The sequence below is a fragment of the Spiroplasma endosymbiont of Panorpa germanica genome, from assembly GCF_964019765.1.
In the GTDB taxonomy this organism is placed as follows: Bacteria; Bacillota_I; Bacilli_A; order Mycoplasmatales; family Mycoplasmataceae; genus Spiroplasma_B.
Genome location: NZ_OZ026461.1, coordinates 62,345 through 80,857, shown reverse-complemented (window position 1 = coordinate 80,857; position 18,513 = coordinate 62,345). Strand labels below are relative to the sequence as shown.

12 protein-coding genes are annotated in these 18,513 nt (G+C 33.3%); 2 read left to right on the top strand and 10 right to left on the bottom strand.

Annotated elements, in window-relative coordinates; translation table 4 throughout:
* Position 1: 1 nt before the first annotated feature.
* From AACK87_RS00355 to AACK87_RS00330, 6 genes are all read right to left on the bottom strand, one after another.
* Complete coding sequence (locus tag AACK87_RS00355) at positions 2-1,108, bottom strand: bifunctional folylpolyglutamate synthase/dihydrofolate synthase (protein WP_338972435.1); 1,107 nt, start codon at positions 1,106-1,108, stop codon at positions 2-4.
* Complete coding sequence (uvrA, locus tag AACK87_RS00350) at positions 1,101-3,944, bottom strand: excinuclease ABC subunit UvrA (protein ID WP_338972433.1); 2,844 nt, start codon at positions 3,942-3,944, stop codon at positions 1,101-1,103. Before uvrA ends, AACK87_RS00355 begins: the two co-directional genes overlap by 8 nt.
* Position 3,945: 1 nt before the next feature.
* Complete coding sequence (gene uvrB / locus AACK87_RS00345; RefSeq protein ID WP_338972431.1) at positions 3,946-5,928, bottom strand: excinuclease ABC subunit UvrB; 1,983 nt, start codon at positions 5,926-5,928, stop codon at positions 3,946-3,948.
* A 66-nt stretch (positions 5,929-5,994) separates the two neighbouring features.
* Positions 5,995-8,919: a preprotein translocase subunit SecA gene (secA, locus tag AACK87_RS00340; RefSeq protein WP_338972429.1), complete on the bottom strand. Its 2,925-nt coding sequence runs from the start codon at positions 8,917-8,919 to the stop codon at positions 5,995-5,997.
* 89 nt (positions 8,920-9,008) lie between these two features.
* On the bottom strand, positions 9,009-9,578 hold the full coding sequence (locus AACK87_RS00335) for a nucleoside 2-deoxyribosyltransferase (RefSeq protein ID WP_338972427.1): 570 nt from the start codon (positions 9,576-9,578) through the stop codon (positions 9,009-9,011).
* A gap of 93 nt (positions 9,579-9,671) precedes the next feature.
* Positions 9,672-12,572 carry a cation-translocating P-type ATPase gene (locus AACK87_RS00330; RefSeq protein WP_338972426.1) on the bottom strand — a complete coding sequence of 967 codons (2,901 nt, stop codon included), beginning with the start codon at positions 12,570-12,572 and terminating at the stop codon, positions 9,672-9,674.
* 142 nt (positions 12,573-12,714) lie between these two features.
* Between AACK87_RS00330 and AACK87_RS00325 the strand changes: the two genes are divergently transcribed.
* Together AACK87_RS00325 and AACK87_RS00320 are read left to right on the top strand one after the other, a co-directional pair.
* The gene (locus AACK87_RS00325) at positions 12,715-13,305 is read left to right on the top strand and encodes a YigZ family protein (protein ID WP_338972424.1); all 591 of its coding nucleotides are present in this window, start codon (positions 12,715-12,717) and stop codon (positions 13,303-13,305) included.
* A 32-nt stretch (positions 13,306-13,337) separates the two neighbouring features.
* Positions 13,338-14,246, top strand: a complete 909-nt coding sequence (locus AACK87_RS00320; RefSeq protein ID WP_338972422.1) for a 5'-3' exonuclease — start codon at positions 13,338-13,340, stop codon at positions 14,244-14,246.
* 98 nt (positions 14,247-14,344) lie between these two features.
* On the opposite strand, the gene AACK87_RS00315 is transcribed toward AACK87_RS00320, so the two are convergent.
* The 4 genes from AACK87_RS00315 to atpA are packed head-to-tail and all read right to left on the bottom strand — an operon-like array spanning position 14,345 to position 18,508.
* Positions 14,345-14,626 carry a F0F1 ATP synthase subunit epsilon gene (locus tag AACK87_RS00315; RefSeq protein WP_338972420.1) on the bottom strand — a complete coding sequence of 94 codons (282 nt, stop codon included), beginning with the start codon at positions 14,624-14,626 and terminating at the stop codon, positions 14,345-14,347.
* Between the two features lie 15 nt (positions 14,627-14,641).
* Complete coding sequence (gene atpD, locus AACK87_RS00310; RefSeq protein ID WP_338972418.1) at positions 14,642-16,063, bottom strand: F0F1 ATP synthase subunit beta; 1,422 nt, start codon at positions 16,061-16,063, stop codon at positions 14,642-14,644.
* A 12-nt stretch (positions 16,064-16,075) separates the two neighbouring features.
* Complete coding sequence (gene atpG, locus AACK87_RS00305) at positions 16,076-16,930, bottom strand: ATP synthase F1 subunit gamma (RefSeq protein WP_338972416.1); 855 nt, start codon at positions 16,928-16,930, stop codon at positions 16,076-16,078.
* Positions 16,931-16,936: 6 nt separating this feature from the next.
* Positions 16,937-18,508, bottom strand: coding sequence for a F0F1 ATP synthase subunit alpha (atpA, locus tag AACK87_RS00300; RefSeq protein WP_338973125.1), 1,572 nt, complete (start codon positions 18,506-18,508; stop codon positions 16,937-16,939).
* Positions 18,509-18,513 lie beyond the last annotated feature (5 nt).

The following is an 18,513-nucleotide window of genomic DNA, read 5'->3' as shown; positions in this document are numbered from 1 at the left end:
ATTATCCCTCCGTAATAAATCATTGGTAAACCAATGGGACAAAATAGAGACTACCGCAAACTAAAGTGTTTTGGTTATTTTTCAAATTATTTTTTATTTTTTCTTTTCAATCAATAACTTGATACTTTTTTTCTCAATTTCAATTGTCTTCTGGATTAAATTCAGCGAAGTATATCTTAGTGAAACTTTTTTTTAAAATTTTAATTTCTTTGTGATAGTTCTTTTTTAAAGAACTGGCAAAGATAACTTCAAAATCTTTTGAATCCTTTTTAACAGATTTTATTAATTTCTTAATGGCCCCAACATTATGTGCCCCATCAATAATTAACTTAGGATCTTTGTTCAAAACACTCATTCTTCCATTTAGTGCTTGTGTGAAAAATATTTCTTCATCAAATTCTAAATTCAGAACTTCAAATAATTTTTGAACTAGTCCCATATTATTTTTTTGATAAGTTTTATTTAAAGTAAATGTGTTAGCTTGAAAAAAATCTACTCCCACGTTTTTAAGCTGATTTTTAACAAAACTTTGATAACATTTATTATCATGACTTGATATCAGAAACCCCTTTTTAGCAATTCCAACTTTTTGAAAGATAATTTGCTTGATTTTATTTCCCAAAATTTCTTCATGATCTAAGCTAACTGAAGTTAAAACCGTGCCAATCTGGTTATTAAATAGATTTGTCGTGTCCAGAATTCCTCCGATGCCAGCTTCAATAACTGCTATTTCAATTTTATTTTCAAAGAAGTACCACATTGCAATCAGGGTATAGACTTCAAAAAAATTAAGTTTATTTTCAGAAATATCTTTTTCAAATTTTTTTAAAATTCTTTTAAAGTCCTCATCACTAATTTGGTTATTATTAATCTGAATTCTCTCATTTTGATATAAGAATGCTGGGGAAATAAACAAACCAACCTTTGAGTAATACTTTCTCAAACCCAAAGATGTAAAGTAACTTGTTGAACCTTTTCCATTAGTACCAACAATATTAATTACTTGATAACTATCTTGAAAGTTTTGATATTTATTTAAAATTTCTCGAAGATTTTTTTTACTTGGCTGGGAAAATTTAGGAATGAGATTTTCATAAACACTAATCACGTTTTAAATACTTTCTCAAATATTGAGCAGTGTAACTAGTGTCGCTTTTAATTACTTGTTCAGGCGTTCCAGTCACAACAACTCTACCTCCCCCAGTTCCTCCTCCAGGTCCTAAATCAATAATGTAATCTGATACTTTAATGAAATCTAAATTATGTTCAATTGTTAAGACGGTGTTACCCAAGTCAACCAAACGGTTTAGAACAGCTAATAACCTTTTAACATCATCAATATGCAATCCAGTTGTTGGTTCATCTAAAAGGAATAAAGTTTTCCCTGTTTGTTTTTTTAAAAGATAAGTTGATAGTTTGATTCTTTGCGCTTCTCCTCCAGAAAGAGTTTTAGCATTTTGCCCTAGCTTAATATATCCCAGACCAACTTCTAAAATTGTATCAAGTTTATTTTTAATCTGCGGAATATTTTCAAAAAATATCGCCGCCTCTTCAACACTCATATTTAAAACATCATAAATATTTTTACCTTTGAAAAGTACTTGTAGTGTTTGTTCATTATAACGCTTACCGTCACAAATTTCACAAACAACTTCTACACTTGGCATAAATTGCATCGAGATAGTAATGATTCCATCACCTTGACAATTTTCACAACGCCCCCCAGGAACATTAAAACTGAAACGTCCCTTTTTATAACCACGAATTTTAGCTTCAGTAGTTTCGGTGTATAAATCACGAATATCGTCAAAAACCGAAGTATAAGTTGCTGGATTAGATCTCGGAGTTTTACCGATCGGTTCTTGAGATACGTATATAACTTTATCAATATTTTCTAATCCTTTAATTGATTTATGAGCTCCGGGTTTAATTTGCTCGTTGTGTAAATTTTTCTTCAAGCTCTTGTAAATAATATCTTCCATTAAAGTTGATTTACCACTTCCACTAACTCCAGTGATTGTTATAAATTTATTTAGCGGAATTGTTACGTCAATATTTTGTAAATTATTTTCGCTAGCTCCGATGATTTCAATTTTTTTACCATTACCTCCGCGGTAATTTTTTGGAACACTAATAGATTCCTTACCGCTCAAGTATCTACCAGTTAAAGATTTTTCGTCTTTAACGATATCTTGCACAGTTCCCTCAAAAACTATTTCTCCTCCGTGAATTCCAGCTCCTGGTCCAATATCAACAATTCAATCACTAGCTCACATGGTGTCTTCATCATGTTCTACAACGATTAAAGTATTTCCCAAATCTCTTAAGTGCTTCAATGTGGCGATCAATTTATCGTTATCTCTTTGATGTAATCCAATTGAGGGTTCATCTAAAACATAAAGAATCCCTGTTAACTGTGAACCAATTTGTTTGGCCAACCTAATTCTCTGGGCTTCTCCCCCAGAAAGAGTTGTAGCCGTTCTTGAAAGACTTAAATAACTAAGTCCAACCTTATTTAAAAAACTAATTCGTGAAATTATTTCCTTCAAAACTAAGTTAGCAATTTTTTCTTGATTGGCATTTAATTTAATGTTTAGTAAGAAATCTAAAGCTTCGTCAATTGCTAAATTCGTGAAGTCATTAATTGAAAAATTATTTATTTTGATGGCTAAAGCCGTACTGTTTAATCTAGCACCTTTGCAAGTTTTACAAGTTTTAGAAGCCATAAATTTAGCATATCACTTACGACTTTCATCAGATTTAGTTTCCATATACCTTCTTTGGATTAGACTAGCTACACCTTCAATGTAATCAAAAGAAGCAAAAGTATTTCCCCCTGATGATTTAATTTTATATTCAATGGGCTCATCACTTCCTCACAAAATCATTTCTTTTTGTTTTTCTGTTAGTTGTTTGATTGGAGCTGTTAAGTCAACATAATAATGATCACACAATATTTTAAATTTTTGTCATTCAATATTATCTTTAGCTATAATGTTTTTGTAGTAAACGATTCCTCCCTCAGAAATTGAAACCGATTTATCTGGGATAATTAAATCTTGATCGGGTTCTAGATTGATCCCTAATCCAGTACAATCAGGACAAGCACCTTGAGGTGCGTTAAAAGAAAATAGTCGCGGTTCCATATCAGCAATACTAAACCCACAAACCTTACATGAATAAATAGTTGAAAACAATTTTTCTAATTTATTTTTGTTGGGGTAATGTACCTTGATAAGTCCGTTAGCATATTTTAATCCAACCTCGATAGCTGAATAAATTCTGGATTTGATTTCTTCATCTTGTTGATAAATTAATCTATCAACCACAATATCAATGTTGTGACGGACATTTTTATCTAAATCAATTTCCTCGTCCAGGTTAATTATTGTACCATCAATTTGTACTCTTATGAAACCTTCTGCACGTAATTTATCCAAACGATCCTTGAAACTTCCTTTTTTGTCAACAACAATCGGAGCTAAGATAAAAACTTGCTCATCAATTTGAGTTTCATTATTTATGGACTCAAGAACTTCTTTAATAGATGACGCCTTAATCTCACCGTGATTGTTAACACAAAATGGGGTTCCCACTCTAGCGTAAAGCAATCTCAAGTAATCATAAACTTCTGTGACAGTTCCAACAGTTGATCTAGGATTATGAGAAGTTGTTTTTTGATCTATAGAGATAGCAGGACTCAAACCTTCAATTGAATCTACATCTGGTTTTTCGTTTCCGCCTAAAAACTGTCTAGCGTAGGCTGAAAGTGATTCGATATATCTTCGACGACCTTCAGCATAAATTGTATTAAAAGCTAGTGAAGACTTACCGCTTCCTGATAGTCCTGTAAAAATAACTAACTTATTTTTTGGTATTTCGATTTCAACATTTTTTAAATTGTGTTCTCTCGCGCCTTTTACTTTAATTATATCCTTGTTCATTTTATTGTCCTTCTAATTCTATAATTACATCTCGAATTTGAGCTGCTTTTTCATAATTTAATTCCTTTGCGGCACTAATCATGTCAGCTCTTAATTGTTTAATAAGTTTATCTTTTTTATCCTTAGCAGCATTGGCTTTTCTTTTTGAGATATCAATAATCTGTTTTCTAGTAGCATCATCAATACCAAAATCTGAAATCTTTTTCAAAATAGTTTTGGGAGTAATGTTGTGCTCCAAGTTGTAGGCTCTTTGAATATCTCGACGACGAGTGGTCTCTTCAATAGTTTCCTCCATCGCTTTAGATATCTGGTCGGCATAAAATATTACAAGACCCGATGCGTTACGAGCGGCTCGCCCGGTTGTCTGAATTAAACTTCTGGTATTTCTTAAGAATCCTTGTTTATCTGCATCCAATATACAAACCAAGCTCACTTCGGGTAAATCTAAACCTTCTCTTAGTAAGTTAACCCCGACAACAGCTTCATAAACTCCTTTACGTAAATCATTTAAAACTGTGGTTCTCTCAATAGTTTTTAATTCCGAGTGTAAGTAAGCTACTTTTATATTTCTCTCTTGTAAGTAACTGGTTAGGTCCTCTGACATTCTAATTGTTAAAGTGGTAATAAAAACTCTTTCATTTTTTTCACGACGCTTTAAAATCTCCTCGATGATATTTTCGATTTGATTAGTAGTTGGACGCACTTCAATAATTGGATCTAAAAGTCCCGTTGGTCTAATGATTTGTTGAACAAACTGGTGATTTGCTAACTCCATTTCATAATCCCCAGGAGTTGCTGAGGTATAAATAACTTGGTTTAGTTTATTGCTAAATTCTTCAAAATTTAACGGTCGGTTATCCATGGCACTTGGTAATCTAAATCCATAATCAACCAGATTTTTTTTACGACTGTAATCAGTATTTGACATTCCACGAGTTTGAGGGATCATCATGTGTGACTCATCAATAATTGTTAAAAAATCTTTATCAAAATAATCTAGCAAAGTATATGGTGGCACACCTGCGGGACGAAAATCCAAATGGGCTGAATAGTTTTCAATTCCACTAACTGTTCCAAATTCTGAAAGCGATTCTAAGTCATAATTAGTTCGCTGTTCTAATCTTTGAGCTTCAAGCATTTTACCTTCAGTTCTCAATTCTGTCAAACGATTTTTCAATTCTTCACGAATATTTTCAATAACAGTTTTCATTTTATCTTCTGGGGTTACATAGCTAGTGGCTGGGAAAATAGTTGCCAGACTCATTCTTTGCATCACAACATTATTGTATGGTTCTAGGGTTTCAATAGATTCAATTTCGTTACCAAACATTGAAATTCGATAAATCATTTGGTCAGTTCAGCTGGGAACAATTTTAATAACATCTCCATTAGCTGAAAAAGTTCCTCTGACAGTTTCAATTTCATTTCTTACATAACCAGTTTTGATTAAAAATCCTAGCAGTTCTTTCTTGCTTAAAACTTCTCCGACTTTCAATTCAAAAAACACAGCTCCATACTCTTCAGGATTTTGTGAAGCATAGATTGCTGCCACTGATGCTACAACGATTGTATCTTTTCTTAGCATCAATCCGTTCATCGCACTAAGTCGCATCATATCAAGTTCTTGATTTATTTTAGCATCTTTGTCAATATATAAATCCCTAGAAGGTAAGTAGGCTTCTGGTTGGAAAAAATCAAAGTTAGATACAAAGTATTCGACACGGTTTTCGGGGAAAAATTCTTTTAATTCAATATAAAGTTGCATTGCTAAAGTTTTGTTATGGGCTAAAACTAATGTTTGACGGTTGGTCTGATTAATAATGTTAGCAATTGTAAAAGTTTTACCAGTTCCAGTAGCCCCTAAAAGGACTTGGTGTTTTTCATTATTTTCCAGTCCTTTAATTAATTTTTTAATAGCTTCGGGTTGATCACCAGCTGGTTGATACTCTGTTACTAATGTAAATTTTAAATCTTCTTTTTTCATTTTGCCTTTACCGTTCTACGTGGAAAAAAACTAGAAATTGCTTCTAGTTTTTACTACACTATTTTATTAACCAATCTTAACTTTTGATTGAACTTGTTCACTGTCGTCAACATCATCAATATCAATTCCGCTGGTCTTAATTTTCTTCTTAACTTTTCCTGCTTTGTCTTCCACAATAAATTCTTTTTTATCTTTAACCAAGTTTGGTCCGATTCTTAAAATCACTTCTCTTTCGAAATTTAATTTTTGAATTTCATTGGGAATGTCTTTGATTTCATCTGAATTTAAAAGTTCTTCAAATTTGGCAATAACTTTTTTTTCATCAATCTTATCACCGATTTTAAATCCGAATTTTTTGAAAATGGCTTCCATATCTTCTTGGGTCAGTTTAACATTAACCGAGTTAGATCCTTTTCCAGATTTGATTTTATCAATTTCATCCATCAGACCTTTTAAAACCATTTCTTGGAAATCAAGTTTTTTTATTTTTTCAAGATCTTCATCTTTTTTCGCTTGGGCTTTTAATTCAGTAAGACGGTTTTTAACACCTTCACGAGTAAAGTCTTCTTTTTTCAAACCAATTTCGTTTAAAATCTGTTCAATGTCATTTTCACTAATTTGAATTGCTTCTGGTTCTGGCTTGTTAACTTTTGGTGCTCCAACATTTCGTTCTGATTCTCTAATTACCACTTGCGAAAGATTATTAATAACTTCCTCGGCAATATCAATTTTCATTTTGTTAAATAATTTTGCAGCTTCTTCAATATATTCATGAAGCGGATTATTTTGAGCATATTGTTGCAAGTAGATTCCCGATCTTAACTTGTTAGCTAAGTTAATATGTCTTGTTCAGAATTTGTCCAAAGATTGCAGAACTGTTCTACGTTCCATTTCTTGAGCAACTTCATTTGGAACATGACTAATTCTGTCCATATAAAATAACATCATAGCGTCACTTATCATTTTAGCAACTTTATATTTATCTTGGTGGGCAAAATCAGATTTCTTAAATGAACCCTCTTTTACATAAGTTCCCTCGACACTAGCAATTAACTGCTCAGCATTGATTGTGCTTTCACCTCTCACTAATTCTGAATTTTTTAAAACCAGTTCAAAGGCTGTGGTATATTGGAAACGACCTAAAACAACTTTGATATCTTCTTGTTTTAAAATCTCATCTCTTTGAGAATAAATTGCTTCACGATGTTGTGCTAGAACATTATCATAATCTAAAACGTTTTTACGTTGGTCGAAGTTCAATCCTTCAAGTTTCTTTTGAGCATTAGTAATGGCTCTTGTAAACATTTTTGATTTAATTGGTTCATCACCCAATCGCAAGAACATTTGACGCACTTTGGGAGCTGTAAACCGAACCATCAATTCATCTTCCATAGAAATATAGAATCTTGAATTACCCGGATCTCCTTGACGACCACTACGTCCACGAAGTTGGTTATCAATTCTTCGAGCTTCATTTCGTTCTACTCCAAAAACAAATAATCCCCCAAGTTGTTTGGTTTCATCAGTTAATTTAATATCAGTACCACGACCAGCCATGTTGGTTGCCAAGGTAATGGCACCTTTTTGACCGGCTTTTTCAACAATTTCTGATTCACGATCATGGTTTTTGGCATTAATCATTTCAAATTTGATTCCCGCTTTTTCCATATAGCGCTCGATTTGTTCAGAAGATTCCACACTAGTGGTTCCAATTAAAACTGGACGACCAATTTCGTTCAGCTCTTTTAAATCAACCATCATAGCTTTTAGGGCTGCATTTTTAGTTGCAAATGTTAAATCGATTTCGTCTTTTCTAATTACTGGTTTATTAGTTGGGGTCACAATTACTCTTGTATTATAAATTTTGATAAATTCTTCTTCCTCAGTTTTAGCAGTTCCTGTCATTCCTGACAATTTACTATATAGTCGGTAGAAGTTTTGATAAGTAATTGTAGCTAGAGTGGTAGTTTCTTCTTCAATGTAAACTCCTTCTTTAGCTTGTAGGGCTTGTTGGAGACCATCACTATATGAACGACCCTCCATTATTCTTCCTGTAAACTGGTCAATTAAAACAATTTCATTATTTTGAGCTGCATATTCCACTCCTTCTTTGAAGGTAAAGTTAGCTTTCAAAGCATTCATAATTAAATGGAATAATTCAGTATTTTTAACGTCAAATAAGTTTTTAACCGAAAAGAAGCCGTTGGCTTTGGAAATTCCTTGGTCATTTAAATATACTTGTTTAGTTTCTAAATCAATTTCAAAATCAGTATCTTGTTTTAAAGTTTTAGCAAATTGATCAGCTGCTTGGTACATATTAGTTCGATTTGAACTACCCCCAGAAATAATAAGCGGCGTTCTAGCTTCATCGATTAGAACCGAGTCAGCCTCATCAATGATTGCGTAGTTCAGCTGTCTTTGAACTTTCATTTGGTAGTTATAAACCATATTATCTCTTAGGTAGTCAAAACCAATTTCTGAGTTTGTTGTGTAGGTAACATCTTTTGAGTAAGCGTTTCTTTTTTGATCTTTTGTTAAACTTCTTCCGTTTAGACCAACTGTAATCCCCAGAAAATCATAAACCTGACCATTAATTTCACTATCACGTTTTGATAAATATTCGTTAACAGTAACAATATGAACACCTTTACCAGTTAAGGCATTTAAGTAAGCAGGGAAAAGACCTGTTAAAGTTTTACCCTCACCAGTTCTCATTTCCGCAATATCTCCACTATTTAAGATGATACTTCCGATTAATTGCACTCTGTAAGCTTTTAATTTCAAAACTCTTCAAGCCGCCTCACGAACAACCGCATAAGCTTCAACTAAAACGTCATCGACATCTTCGCCGTTTACTTGGATTCTTTCCTTGAATTCTGCGGTTTTAGCTAATAACTCTTCATCAGTGAATTTTTCATATTCTGGTTCCAAACTGATGATTTGATCAGCGATTAATCCCATTTTTTTTATGATCGACTTATCTCTTGCCATGTTTTATCCCTGCCTTATTTATTAAAATCAATAGTAATATTTTAACAAAAAAAAAGCAAAAACTTGCTTTATCTGCGATTTTTTTAAATTTATTGGTCGTACATTTTTCCGTCTTCATAAATGAATTTTTGGTCTAATTCTTCATTCATTTTTAGATATTTATCATCTTTTGTGTTTAAATAAGCTTCTCAATTCTTGATGGCCAAAATGGCTTGGTCATGAGACTTCACTTGTAAAATGCGGTTTTCTTGATTTAGTTGGGTATCAAATAACTGCCCAAAAACAAAGTGATTGATCGAGAACTCATTTATCTGAAATTTTGAACATCTTTGATAGTAGCGAAAATCTGAAATCACCGTAACTAAAAACTTGTTTGCTTGCGTTGATTTCGCCATTTCAATTGCTATTCCCATTTCAGCAATCATACCGTGATCAAGGCTGTCCAATTCAAAAATCACATATTCCGCTTTTTTTAACAGCTCATAGTCGGCATTTCAAATTTCTAATGGAGTCGGACAAACTCCAAGATTAGTATCAAAATCAATTGGGTTAGCTATTTCAAAGTCAGCAAAATTTTGTCTTAAGTTGTTACCTTCTTTCTTTCTTTGTTGAATTTGTGCTTCATTAAACATACTTCCGGCATTGTAAATTGTCTTCATACCATTTTCCTCCTTAAGGTCAAATATATCATAATTCAAAAGTTGAAATTTTAAAACCCTGATTTGGTTTTATAACCAAATCAGGGTTTTATATTATGCGTTTTTAGCTTGTTTATTTTTTTTCGAACGTTTATTATGTCTAATATCAACTGTTGCATCTCTTAGCAATTTATGATTGTTAGCAATTTTAGGACGACGATATTTTTTAAATCTCTTACGAAGTCTGTGTTCATAACCGGGTTCGCTGTGACGACGAATTCTATTACCCGCTAAGTTAATTGAAATAAATATAACTATTGCTGGGGAAATTGTTAACACAACCACCATCAATCATAATTCTCAATTTAAGTCAGCTATTTTGAAGACATCTTTAACTCCTGGAGTAAAGACAACAATTACGTTTAATAGGAAGGCTCCAATCATAGCTCCAAAAAGGGCTCAGTTGGCTTCTTTTACCTTATCTTTAAAACTTTTATGGCGTTCATTCTTATCACCTCTAAATTTCATCATTCATACAAAAAAGATTGGTGAAAAGGCGATAGTTATAAATGCTGCTGTTTGACCTGTTAATGCTGCGTTTGGTCCCGGGAATACATAGAATCCCATAATGAAGGCCAAGATAACAGCAATGGCAGTTGAAGTAATTGTAAATATAATCAGCATCCAAATACGGCTAAATATGGACTCATTATTCTTAATAGGTTTTAGGTTCATTACATTAGGGTCAGATTTTGACATTCCAATTGGGATGGCTAGAATAGTTTCAACAATTAAGTTGAATCATAAAATGTTTATTGAGTTAAGTGGTGATATTCCTGTAATCAAAATAATTAAGAACATCGCAATAATTTGGGGGTTGGCTCCTAAAACAAAGGCAACTGATGTTTTAATTTTACGATAAGAATTTCTTCCTTCACTTACCCCTGAAACAATGGTGCTAAAGTTATCATCTGCTAAAATAACGTTGGCCGCATCTTTAGCAGCTTCTGTTCCATTCATACCCATAGCAATACCGACATTGGCTTTTCTTAAACTTGGAGCATCGTTAATTCCATCCCCAGTCATAGCAACAATTAAACCTTTTTCTTGTAAAATTGTCACAATTCTTGTTTTATGGTCGGGATTAACTCTGGCAAAAACTGAGATACGATCAATTTTTTTGGTTAAGTCCTCATCACTGATTAAGTCTAATTCCTCACCAGTCATTCCCACAAATCCATCACGAACTAATCCTAATTTTTCTCCAATCGCCATAGCAGTCGCTAAGTGGTCCCCTGTAATCATAACTACTCTGATTCCTGCTCTATGAGCTATTTTAATTGCTGAGATAGCTTCCTCTCTTGGAGGATCGATCATTCCAATTATTCCTGTTAAAACCAAATTAGAGACATAGTCTTTGTTTTTGTATTGATCGTCTGTTAATACTTTAAAAGCTGTTGTAATAACTCTCAACGCTTCAGATGACATTTTCTCAGCATTAGCTAAAACTTGTTCTTTCATTTTTGGAGAAAGTTTAACAACTTGACCATCAATGACAGTATGAGTACACTTGTCTAAAATTCTATCAATAGCACCTTTAATGTAAACAACTTTTTTATCATCAACTTGGTTAACGGTAACCATGTATTTATTATCCGATGAAAAAGGCAAGTCATCGATTCTCATATATTTATGACGAAGTGTTAATGGGTCGAATCCCATTTTAGTCATTCAATCATACATAGCCAATTCTGTTGGTAATCCCATACGGTCTTTTTCAGTAACAATAGAGTCGTTGCAAAGTGTTAGGGCATTAACAAAGTGAATATCACCAATATCATCTGAAACGTAAGTAAAACTTGAGGCCGCGCGAGTAACCCCGACTTGGTTATACTTGGTAACTGTCATTTTATTTATTGTAAGTGTTCCAGTTTTATCCGAACAAATAACATTAACTTTACCCAATGTTTCTACTGCTTGCAATTGTTTTACAATAACATTTTGTTTGCTCATTTGGTTTGTTGAAACCGAAAGGATTATGGAAACAATAACAGTTAGTGATGCTGGAATAATTGCAATTGCTGAAGAAACTGATAGTAATAGATTTTCAGATCAAGCTATTCCGCTATGATCTGCTCTTAGAACATCAATTAATATTAACACTCCAAATAAAACAAGTGCTGTGATTGTGGCAATTACAGAAACTCATTTTGTTAGACGATTTAATTTTAACTGCAATGGTGTTTTTTGCGCTTTAGTTTCCGCTATTGAAGAAGCAATTTTACCCATTGTTGATAATGGGGCTTGGGCCACCACTATTCCTGTTGCTCTACCTGATTGAACAAAAGTTGACATGAAAACCATGTTTTTTTGTTCAGCTAGAATGGTAGTCTTTGAATCTAGCAAATCAATATTTTTAACTACTGGCATTGATTCTCCGGTTAGTGCTGATTCATCAACAGTTAGATGTGAGGATGATATTAATCTAATATCTGCAGGTATAAACTCACCAGTTTGTAAGATAACAATATCTCCAGGTACCAAATTATGCGCCGATATTTGTATTTGTCTACCAGATCTAATTACTGTTGCATTTGGATTTGATAAACTTTGTAAGGCCTTAACTGAGCTTCGAGCCTTTAACTCTTGGGTCATTCCTAATAAAGTGTTAATGAAGATCATTCCAAGAATAACCCCAAATTCCACTCATTCTGGATGCCCACCTGCAAAGTATGGGGCTACAACAACAATTATTGCTGTTACTAATAATACAATTGATAGCGGTTCTAAAAGACCTTTTAAGAAAAGCAAGTATCAAGGAACTTGCTTTGGTTCAGGTAGTTTATTTAAACCAAGTTTTTTTAGACGATCTTCTGCTTCATCAGTTGAAAGTCCGGTTGTAGTTTCGGTTTTTAGTTCAATTTCGATCTCGCTGATTGGTTTTTGATATCAACCTTTTTCTTGGATAGAAACTTCTTTATTTTTTGTATCGTTTTTAGCTTTGGCTACTTTCATTTTTCTACCCCTTCATATAATTTATATCATTTGTTTCATAAGAATATTATATTATAAATTATGCCTATATTTTTATTAGTTTATAAGTTGTTAAAATATTATTTTTTCCGTATAAAAAGAGTAAAATAATTAAGAGGTATTTATGAGAACTGTTAAAAATGAAGTTTTTAAAGGCGATTATGAAGTAAAAAAGTCAAAGTTCAAAGTAATAATTACTCAAGTTAATAGTAAAGCAGAAGTTGACGGGTTTTTGTCAAAATATTCAGATCCAAAAGCTAGCCATAATTGCTACGCCTTTGTAATTGATGATAACCCGAGATCAGAAAGTTTTCATAACGACGGTGAGCCTAGCGGAACTGCTGGTGAACCCCTATTAAATCTAATTAAAAAACTCGATTTATCAAACACTATTATTTTAGTAACAAGGTATTTTGGAGGTATTAAACTAGGTGCTGGTCCTTTAATGAGGGCCTATAATTCTAGCGCAAACAATTTGCTCAAGAATTGTATAATTGAAGAACTTCAACCTGGTTATGAAATTAGCATAACTTTTAGTTTATCCAATTTAAGATTGGTTGATAGCGTTTTATTAAAGTATCAAATTGTGGCACAGAAAAAGTTTGATGAAAGAGCAAATTATGCCTTCATCACCACAAAAAAAGAAATCACAGAGGAATTGAATCCTTTTGTAGAAATAAACTATATTATAAACAAATTTGTCAGTCAAGTTTAGTGTAGAATATATTTGTAAGGAAGTGCATTAAAATGGAAAAGGTAACGGTTGCAAATTGCAGCCCCATCCTCATAGTAGATGGTTATCATTTACTTCATAAGGGTTATTATGGTTCTTTGAAAAGAACCAAATTACCAAGAAACCGCGAAGGCGTTTTAATAAATGCGGTTTATACATTCGTTGCGAACATCAATGATTATATAAACTCAAAAAAATATCATACAATAATCGTGACATTTGATGTGGGGAAAGGTTGTTGACGTAAGGAATTATATCCTGAATATAAAGCCAAGCGTAAAGACACCCCCGAAGACCTAATTCCTCAAATGCAGCTAGTCAGAGAGTTTTTAACTTTCATAAATATTCCTTGATATGAGAAAGAGAATTTCGAAGGCGACGATGTTATGGGGACAATCACAAAAATTTCAAACAACTTAGGTTATGATGTTCATATCCTATCAAATGATCGAGATACTTTTCAGTTAATCAATGATAAAACTTCGGTAATTCTTAAAGGTAATAAAGACGAGGAAGATCAAATGATTCATCAGAACTCAGTCCAAGAGAAATTTGGCTGTACCCCTCAACAAATTCCTGATTTAAAAAGTTTGATGGGTGACCCTAGTGATAATATTAAAGGGGTGCGTGGGATGCACTATACTACTGCTATAGAATTACTAAACCGCTATAATAATATCGAAAATATTTTTAAAAATATTAAAGAAATTGACGAAAGACAAATCGACAGGTTGGTACGCAATAAGGAACAAATTTTTTTGAACAAAAAAATTGCAACCATCCAGAAGAATTTGAAGCTGGGTCGAATTGATTTTAGACCATTAAAAATTAATTACAAAAGCTATGTTTATTTTTTAAAAAGAGAACGTATGTGGGCGTTTGTAAGTCGCATTGAAAATAAAATTAATGATAATCAAAGTTAGTCATATTGTTTAGTTGTCATCAATTTTTATTTAATTAAAAATAAAAGAGTTTTAAACTTTTAAAAAATTTAAAAAGCAGCCGAATGGCTGCTTTTTTATTACTTTATTCTAGTTCCGTTTTGATCTACTAAATAAACTCTTTCAGTTATTACCTTAACCTGTTGCTTGTCTACTTTAACAATTCCACGATGTACATGAACATAAACTTTTTTATTATCTTGACGATAACTAAGGGTACCAATTTTTAAAGTAGCCACCACCGGACTATGATTTACTAAGAATCCCATTTCTCCATCAGTTGTTTGAACATTAACAATATCAACCAAGATATCGTTAATAAAAATTCCTTCTGGAGTTATAATTTTCAACTTTGTTTTCATTAGATCACCTTTAAATTACTTAGCCTTCTTATTTGATTTTTTGTTATTTAAAGATTCGTTGTATTTTTCCATTACTTCATGAATGCTTCCTGAATACATAAAGAATAGTTCAGGAACATCATCAACAGCTCCAGTTATTATTGTTTCAAAAGATTTGACTGTTTCAGAAATTGGTACGTATTTACCAGGACGACCGGTGAATTTTTCCCCAACTGTGAAAGGTTGACTTAAGAAGTTTCTAATCTTACGCGCACGATTTACAATTATTTTATCTTCTTCAGATAATTCTTCTAAACCCAAAATGGCGATGATCGATTGTAAGTCTTTATATTTTTGTAAAATTTGTTGTACTTCTAAAGCAACTTGATAATGTTTCTCTCCCACAATTTCAGGATCTAACATTCGTGAGCTTGAAGCTAGTGGATCGATTGCTGGATAAATTCCTAACGCTGCAATTGAACGATCTAGAACAATTCTAGCATCCAAGTGGGAGAAGGTTGTTGCTGGTGCGGGATCGGTTAAATCATCGGCGGGCACATAAACTGCTTGAACTGAAGTGATTGAACCATTAATTGTTGAAGTAATTCGTTCTTGCAAGGCTCCCATTTCTGTTGAAAGTGTTGGTTGGTAACCAACCGCACTTGGCATTCTTCCTAGTAGCGCTGATACTTCACTTCCAGCTTGGGTAAACCTAAAAATATTATCAATAAATAATAAGACGTCTTGATTTTTAACATCTCTAAAATATTCAGCAATGGTCAAACCAGTCAGGGCCACTCGCATACGAGCTCCTGGAGGTTCGTTCATTTGACCAAATACTAAACTAGTTTTGTCAAGAACTCCAGCCTCTTTCATTTCAAAGTATAAATCATTACCTTCTCTAGTTCTTTCACCAACTCCAGCGAAAACCGAAATTCCCCCGTGAGCTTTGGCGATGTTATTAATTAGTTCTTGAACTAAAACCGTTTTACCAACTCCAGCTCCTCCAAAAAGTCCGATTTTACCACCCTTAGCAAAAGGCGTCATTAAATCAACGACCTTAATTCCAGTTTCTAAAATTTCTGCTGAAGTAGTTAGCTCCTCATAACTTGGAGCTTGTCGGTGAATCGGCATGGTTTTAGCTTTTAAAATTGAGGGTAGATTATCAATTGGTTCTCCTAAAACGTTAAACATACGACCTAGAACTTCGTTACCAACTGGAACTGAAATGGGAGCTCCACTATCTGTTACCTTAATTCCACGAACCAAACCTTCAGTTGGACCCATGGCAATAGTTCTGACTATTTCATCTCCGATATGCTGCATAACTTCCAAAGTTAATGAGGTTTGATTGTTTTCTAATTTCAATGCGTTGTAAAGACTTGGAACTTGTCCTTCTTCAAACTTGACGTCAACAACCGGTCCTAAAACTTGAACTATTTCTCCGATTTTTGTCATTCTAATGACCTCCTACTTTTCATTTTGAGCATTAGCGCCCCCAACGATTTCTGTAATTTCTTGGGTAATCGCATCTTGACGCTTACGATTATATAAAATACTTAATTCTTCTTGCAATTCACCACCATTTTTAGTGGCGCTTTCCATAGCTGTTCGACGACTGGCTTGTTCAGAAACTTGTGATTCAATAATGGTCCCAAACACAATTGTGTTAATGTACATCATTACCGAAGCTTCTAACACCTCATCTGCACTTGGTTCAAATGTTGTCAGTGATTTTGTTTTTACCAATTGATCATCATTTTTTTTAACTATAGGAAATAATCTTAAAAGAGTTGGTTCAAATGTCACATTATTAATGAATTTTGTGTAACAAATTTGAATTTCATCAAATAATTCGTTGTTGTATTTTGCCAATATTTCTGCACTGATTTCTCGTGCTCGATTGTTTGTGAAATTGACATCAACATCCAGAATTTGGTCGTGAATTATTTTTTTATGTTCTTTAAAATAGTTTACAGCCTTTTGTCCGATTGCTAGAACTTCATCTTTTTCTTTCATCTGTTTTAAAACTTTTTTATTCACGTTCGAGTTGTAACCACCTGCTAAACCCAAGTTTGAATTGATAACAACTCACAAAGTTTTGTTAAATTTTTTGTTAGCCTCTGCAAGATAAATCGATTTTTGTGATGAAGAAATTATTTCGTTAAAAACTTGATAAACCTCAGCGACATAAACCTTAACTTCACTAATTCGTTTGGCAACACGTTTTAGTTTTGCAGTTGCCACAAGTTCCATTGCACTTGTAATTTTACCAATGTCCTTAACGTTGGCAATTTCTGCTTTTAAATTACTTAAATTTGGCATAACAGTCTAAAGTTTTTTGTATTCTTCAATTTTGCCATATTGAGTTGGGTCATATTTGTCGATCATTTTAATTGCACGTTTTAACATAATTTTAATTTCATCTTCAATGTCTTTTTCTAATTTATCATCAAAAGCCTTAGCTTTATCCAAACGATTTCAAAGTTTTAATCCTTCTGGAGATTTATTGAAGTGGTGAATTAGAGAGTCTTTGAAATAACTCATAAACTCTACTGGCAATCATTTTATTAAACGTGATTTTATTGCCAACAAGATGATTGCTTGATCTATTTGCGAAATCGGGCGGTACTGACGTTGTTTTAAAATTTCAATGATTCTCTTACCGTGTTCTAATGTTTGTTGTGTGGTTTCGTCCAAATCACTTCCAAACTTAGCAAAAGCTGCTAACTCATAATATTGGGCTAATTCTAACTTTAAAGTTCCCCCCATTTGACGAACTGCTTTAATTTGTGCTGAAGAACCAACTCGAGAAACTGATAGTCCTGTATCCACTGCTGGTCTAACTCCTGATTTAAATGAAGATTCGCTTAAAAAAATCTGTCCGTCTGTAATCGAAATAACATTCGTCGGAATGTAAGCAGATATATCTCCAGCTTGGGTTTCAATAATTGGCAAAGCAGTTATACTACCTCCACCAAATTCACTTGTAACCTTGGCTGCTCTTTCTAGAAGTCTTGAGTGTAAGTAGAAAACATCTCCTGGATACGCTTCTCGACCTGGGGCACGACGTAATAATAGAGCCATCGTTCTATAAGCTACCGCATGTTTTGACAAGTCATCATAGACAACCAAAACATCATCGCCTTTACTCATTCACTCTTCTGCAATTGTAACTCCAGTATATGGAGAAATATATTGCAAGGGAGCTAGTTCACTTGCTGAAGCCGAGACTACTGTAGTAAATTCCATTGCTCCTGCTTGCTTTAACTTTTCAACAATTTGAACCACTGTTGATTCTTTTTGACCAATTGCAACATAAACACATTTAACATTTTTGCCAATTTGGTTTATTATTGCATCAATGGCAATTGCTGTTTTTCCGGTTTGACGGTCTCCAATAATTAATTCTCGTTGACCTTTTCCAATGGGAATAATTGCATCTATCCCCAAAATTCCAGTCTCTAATGGTTCGTTAACTGACTTTCTAGCCATTACTCCTGAGGCCATTTTCTCAACTGGTCGAAATTGTTTAGAATCAATTGGTCCTTTTCCATCGATTGGAACTCCGATTGCATTAACAACACGTCCTAAAAGGGCGTCGCCAACGGGAGTTTCCACAACTTTGCCTGAACGTTTGACAATGTCACCCTCTTTAACAAGTGAATCATCACCCATAAGCACAGCTCCAATCGCACCTTCTTCTAAATTTAAAACCATTCCATAAACGTTATTGGGAAAAATTAATAATTCTCCCATCATGGCGTTTTCCAAACCATAAAGCATGGCAACTCCATCACCAACAGTAACAACAGTTCCGTCTTCAGTATGAACTATTTCCTTACCGTAATTTTTAATTTGTTGTTCGATTACTTCGAAAATATCTTTAATGTTTATAGCCAAAATCG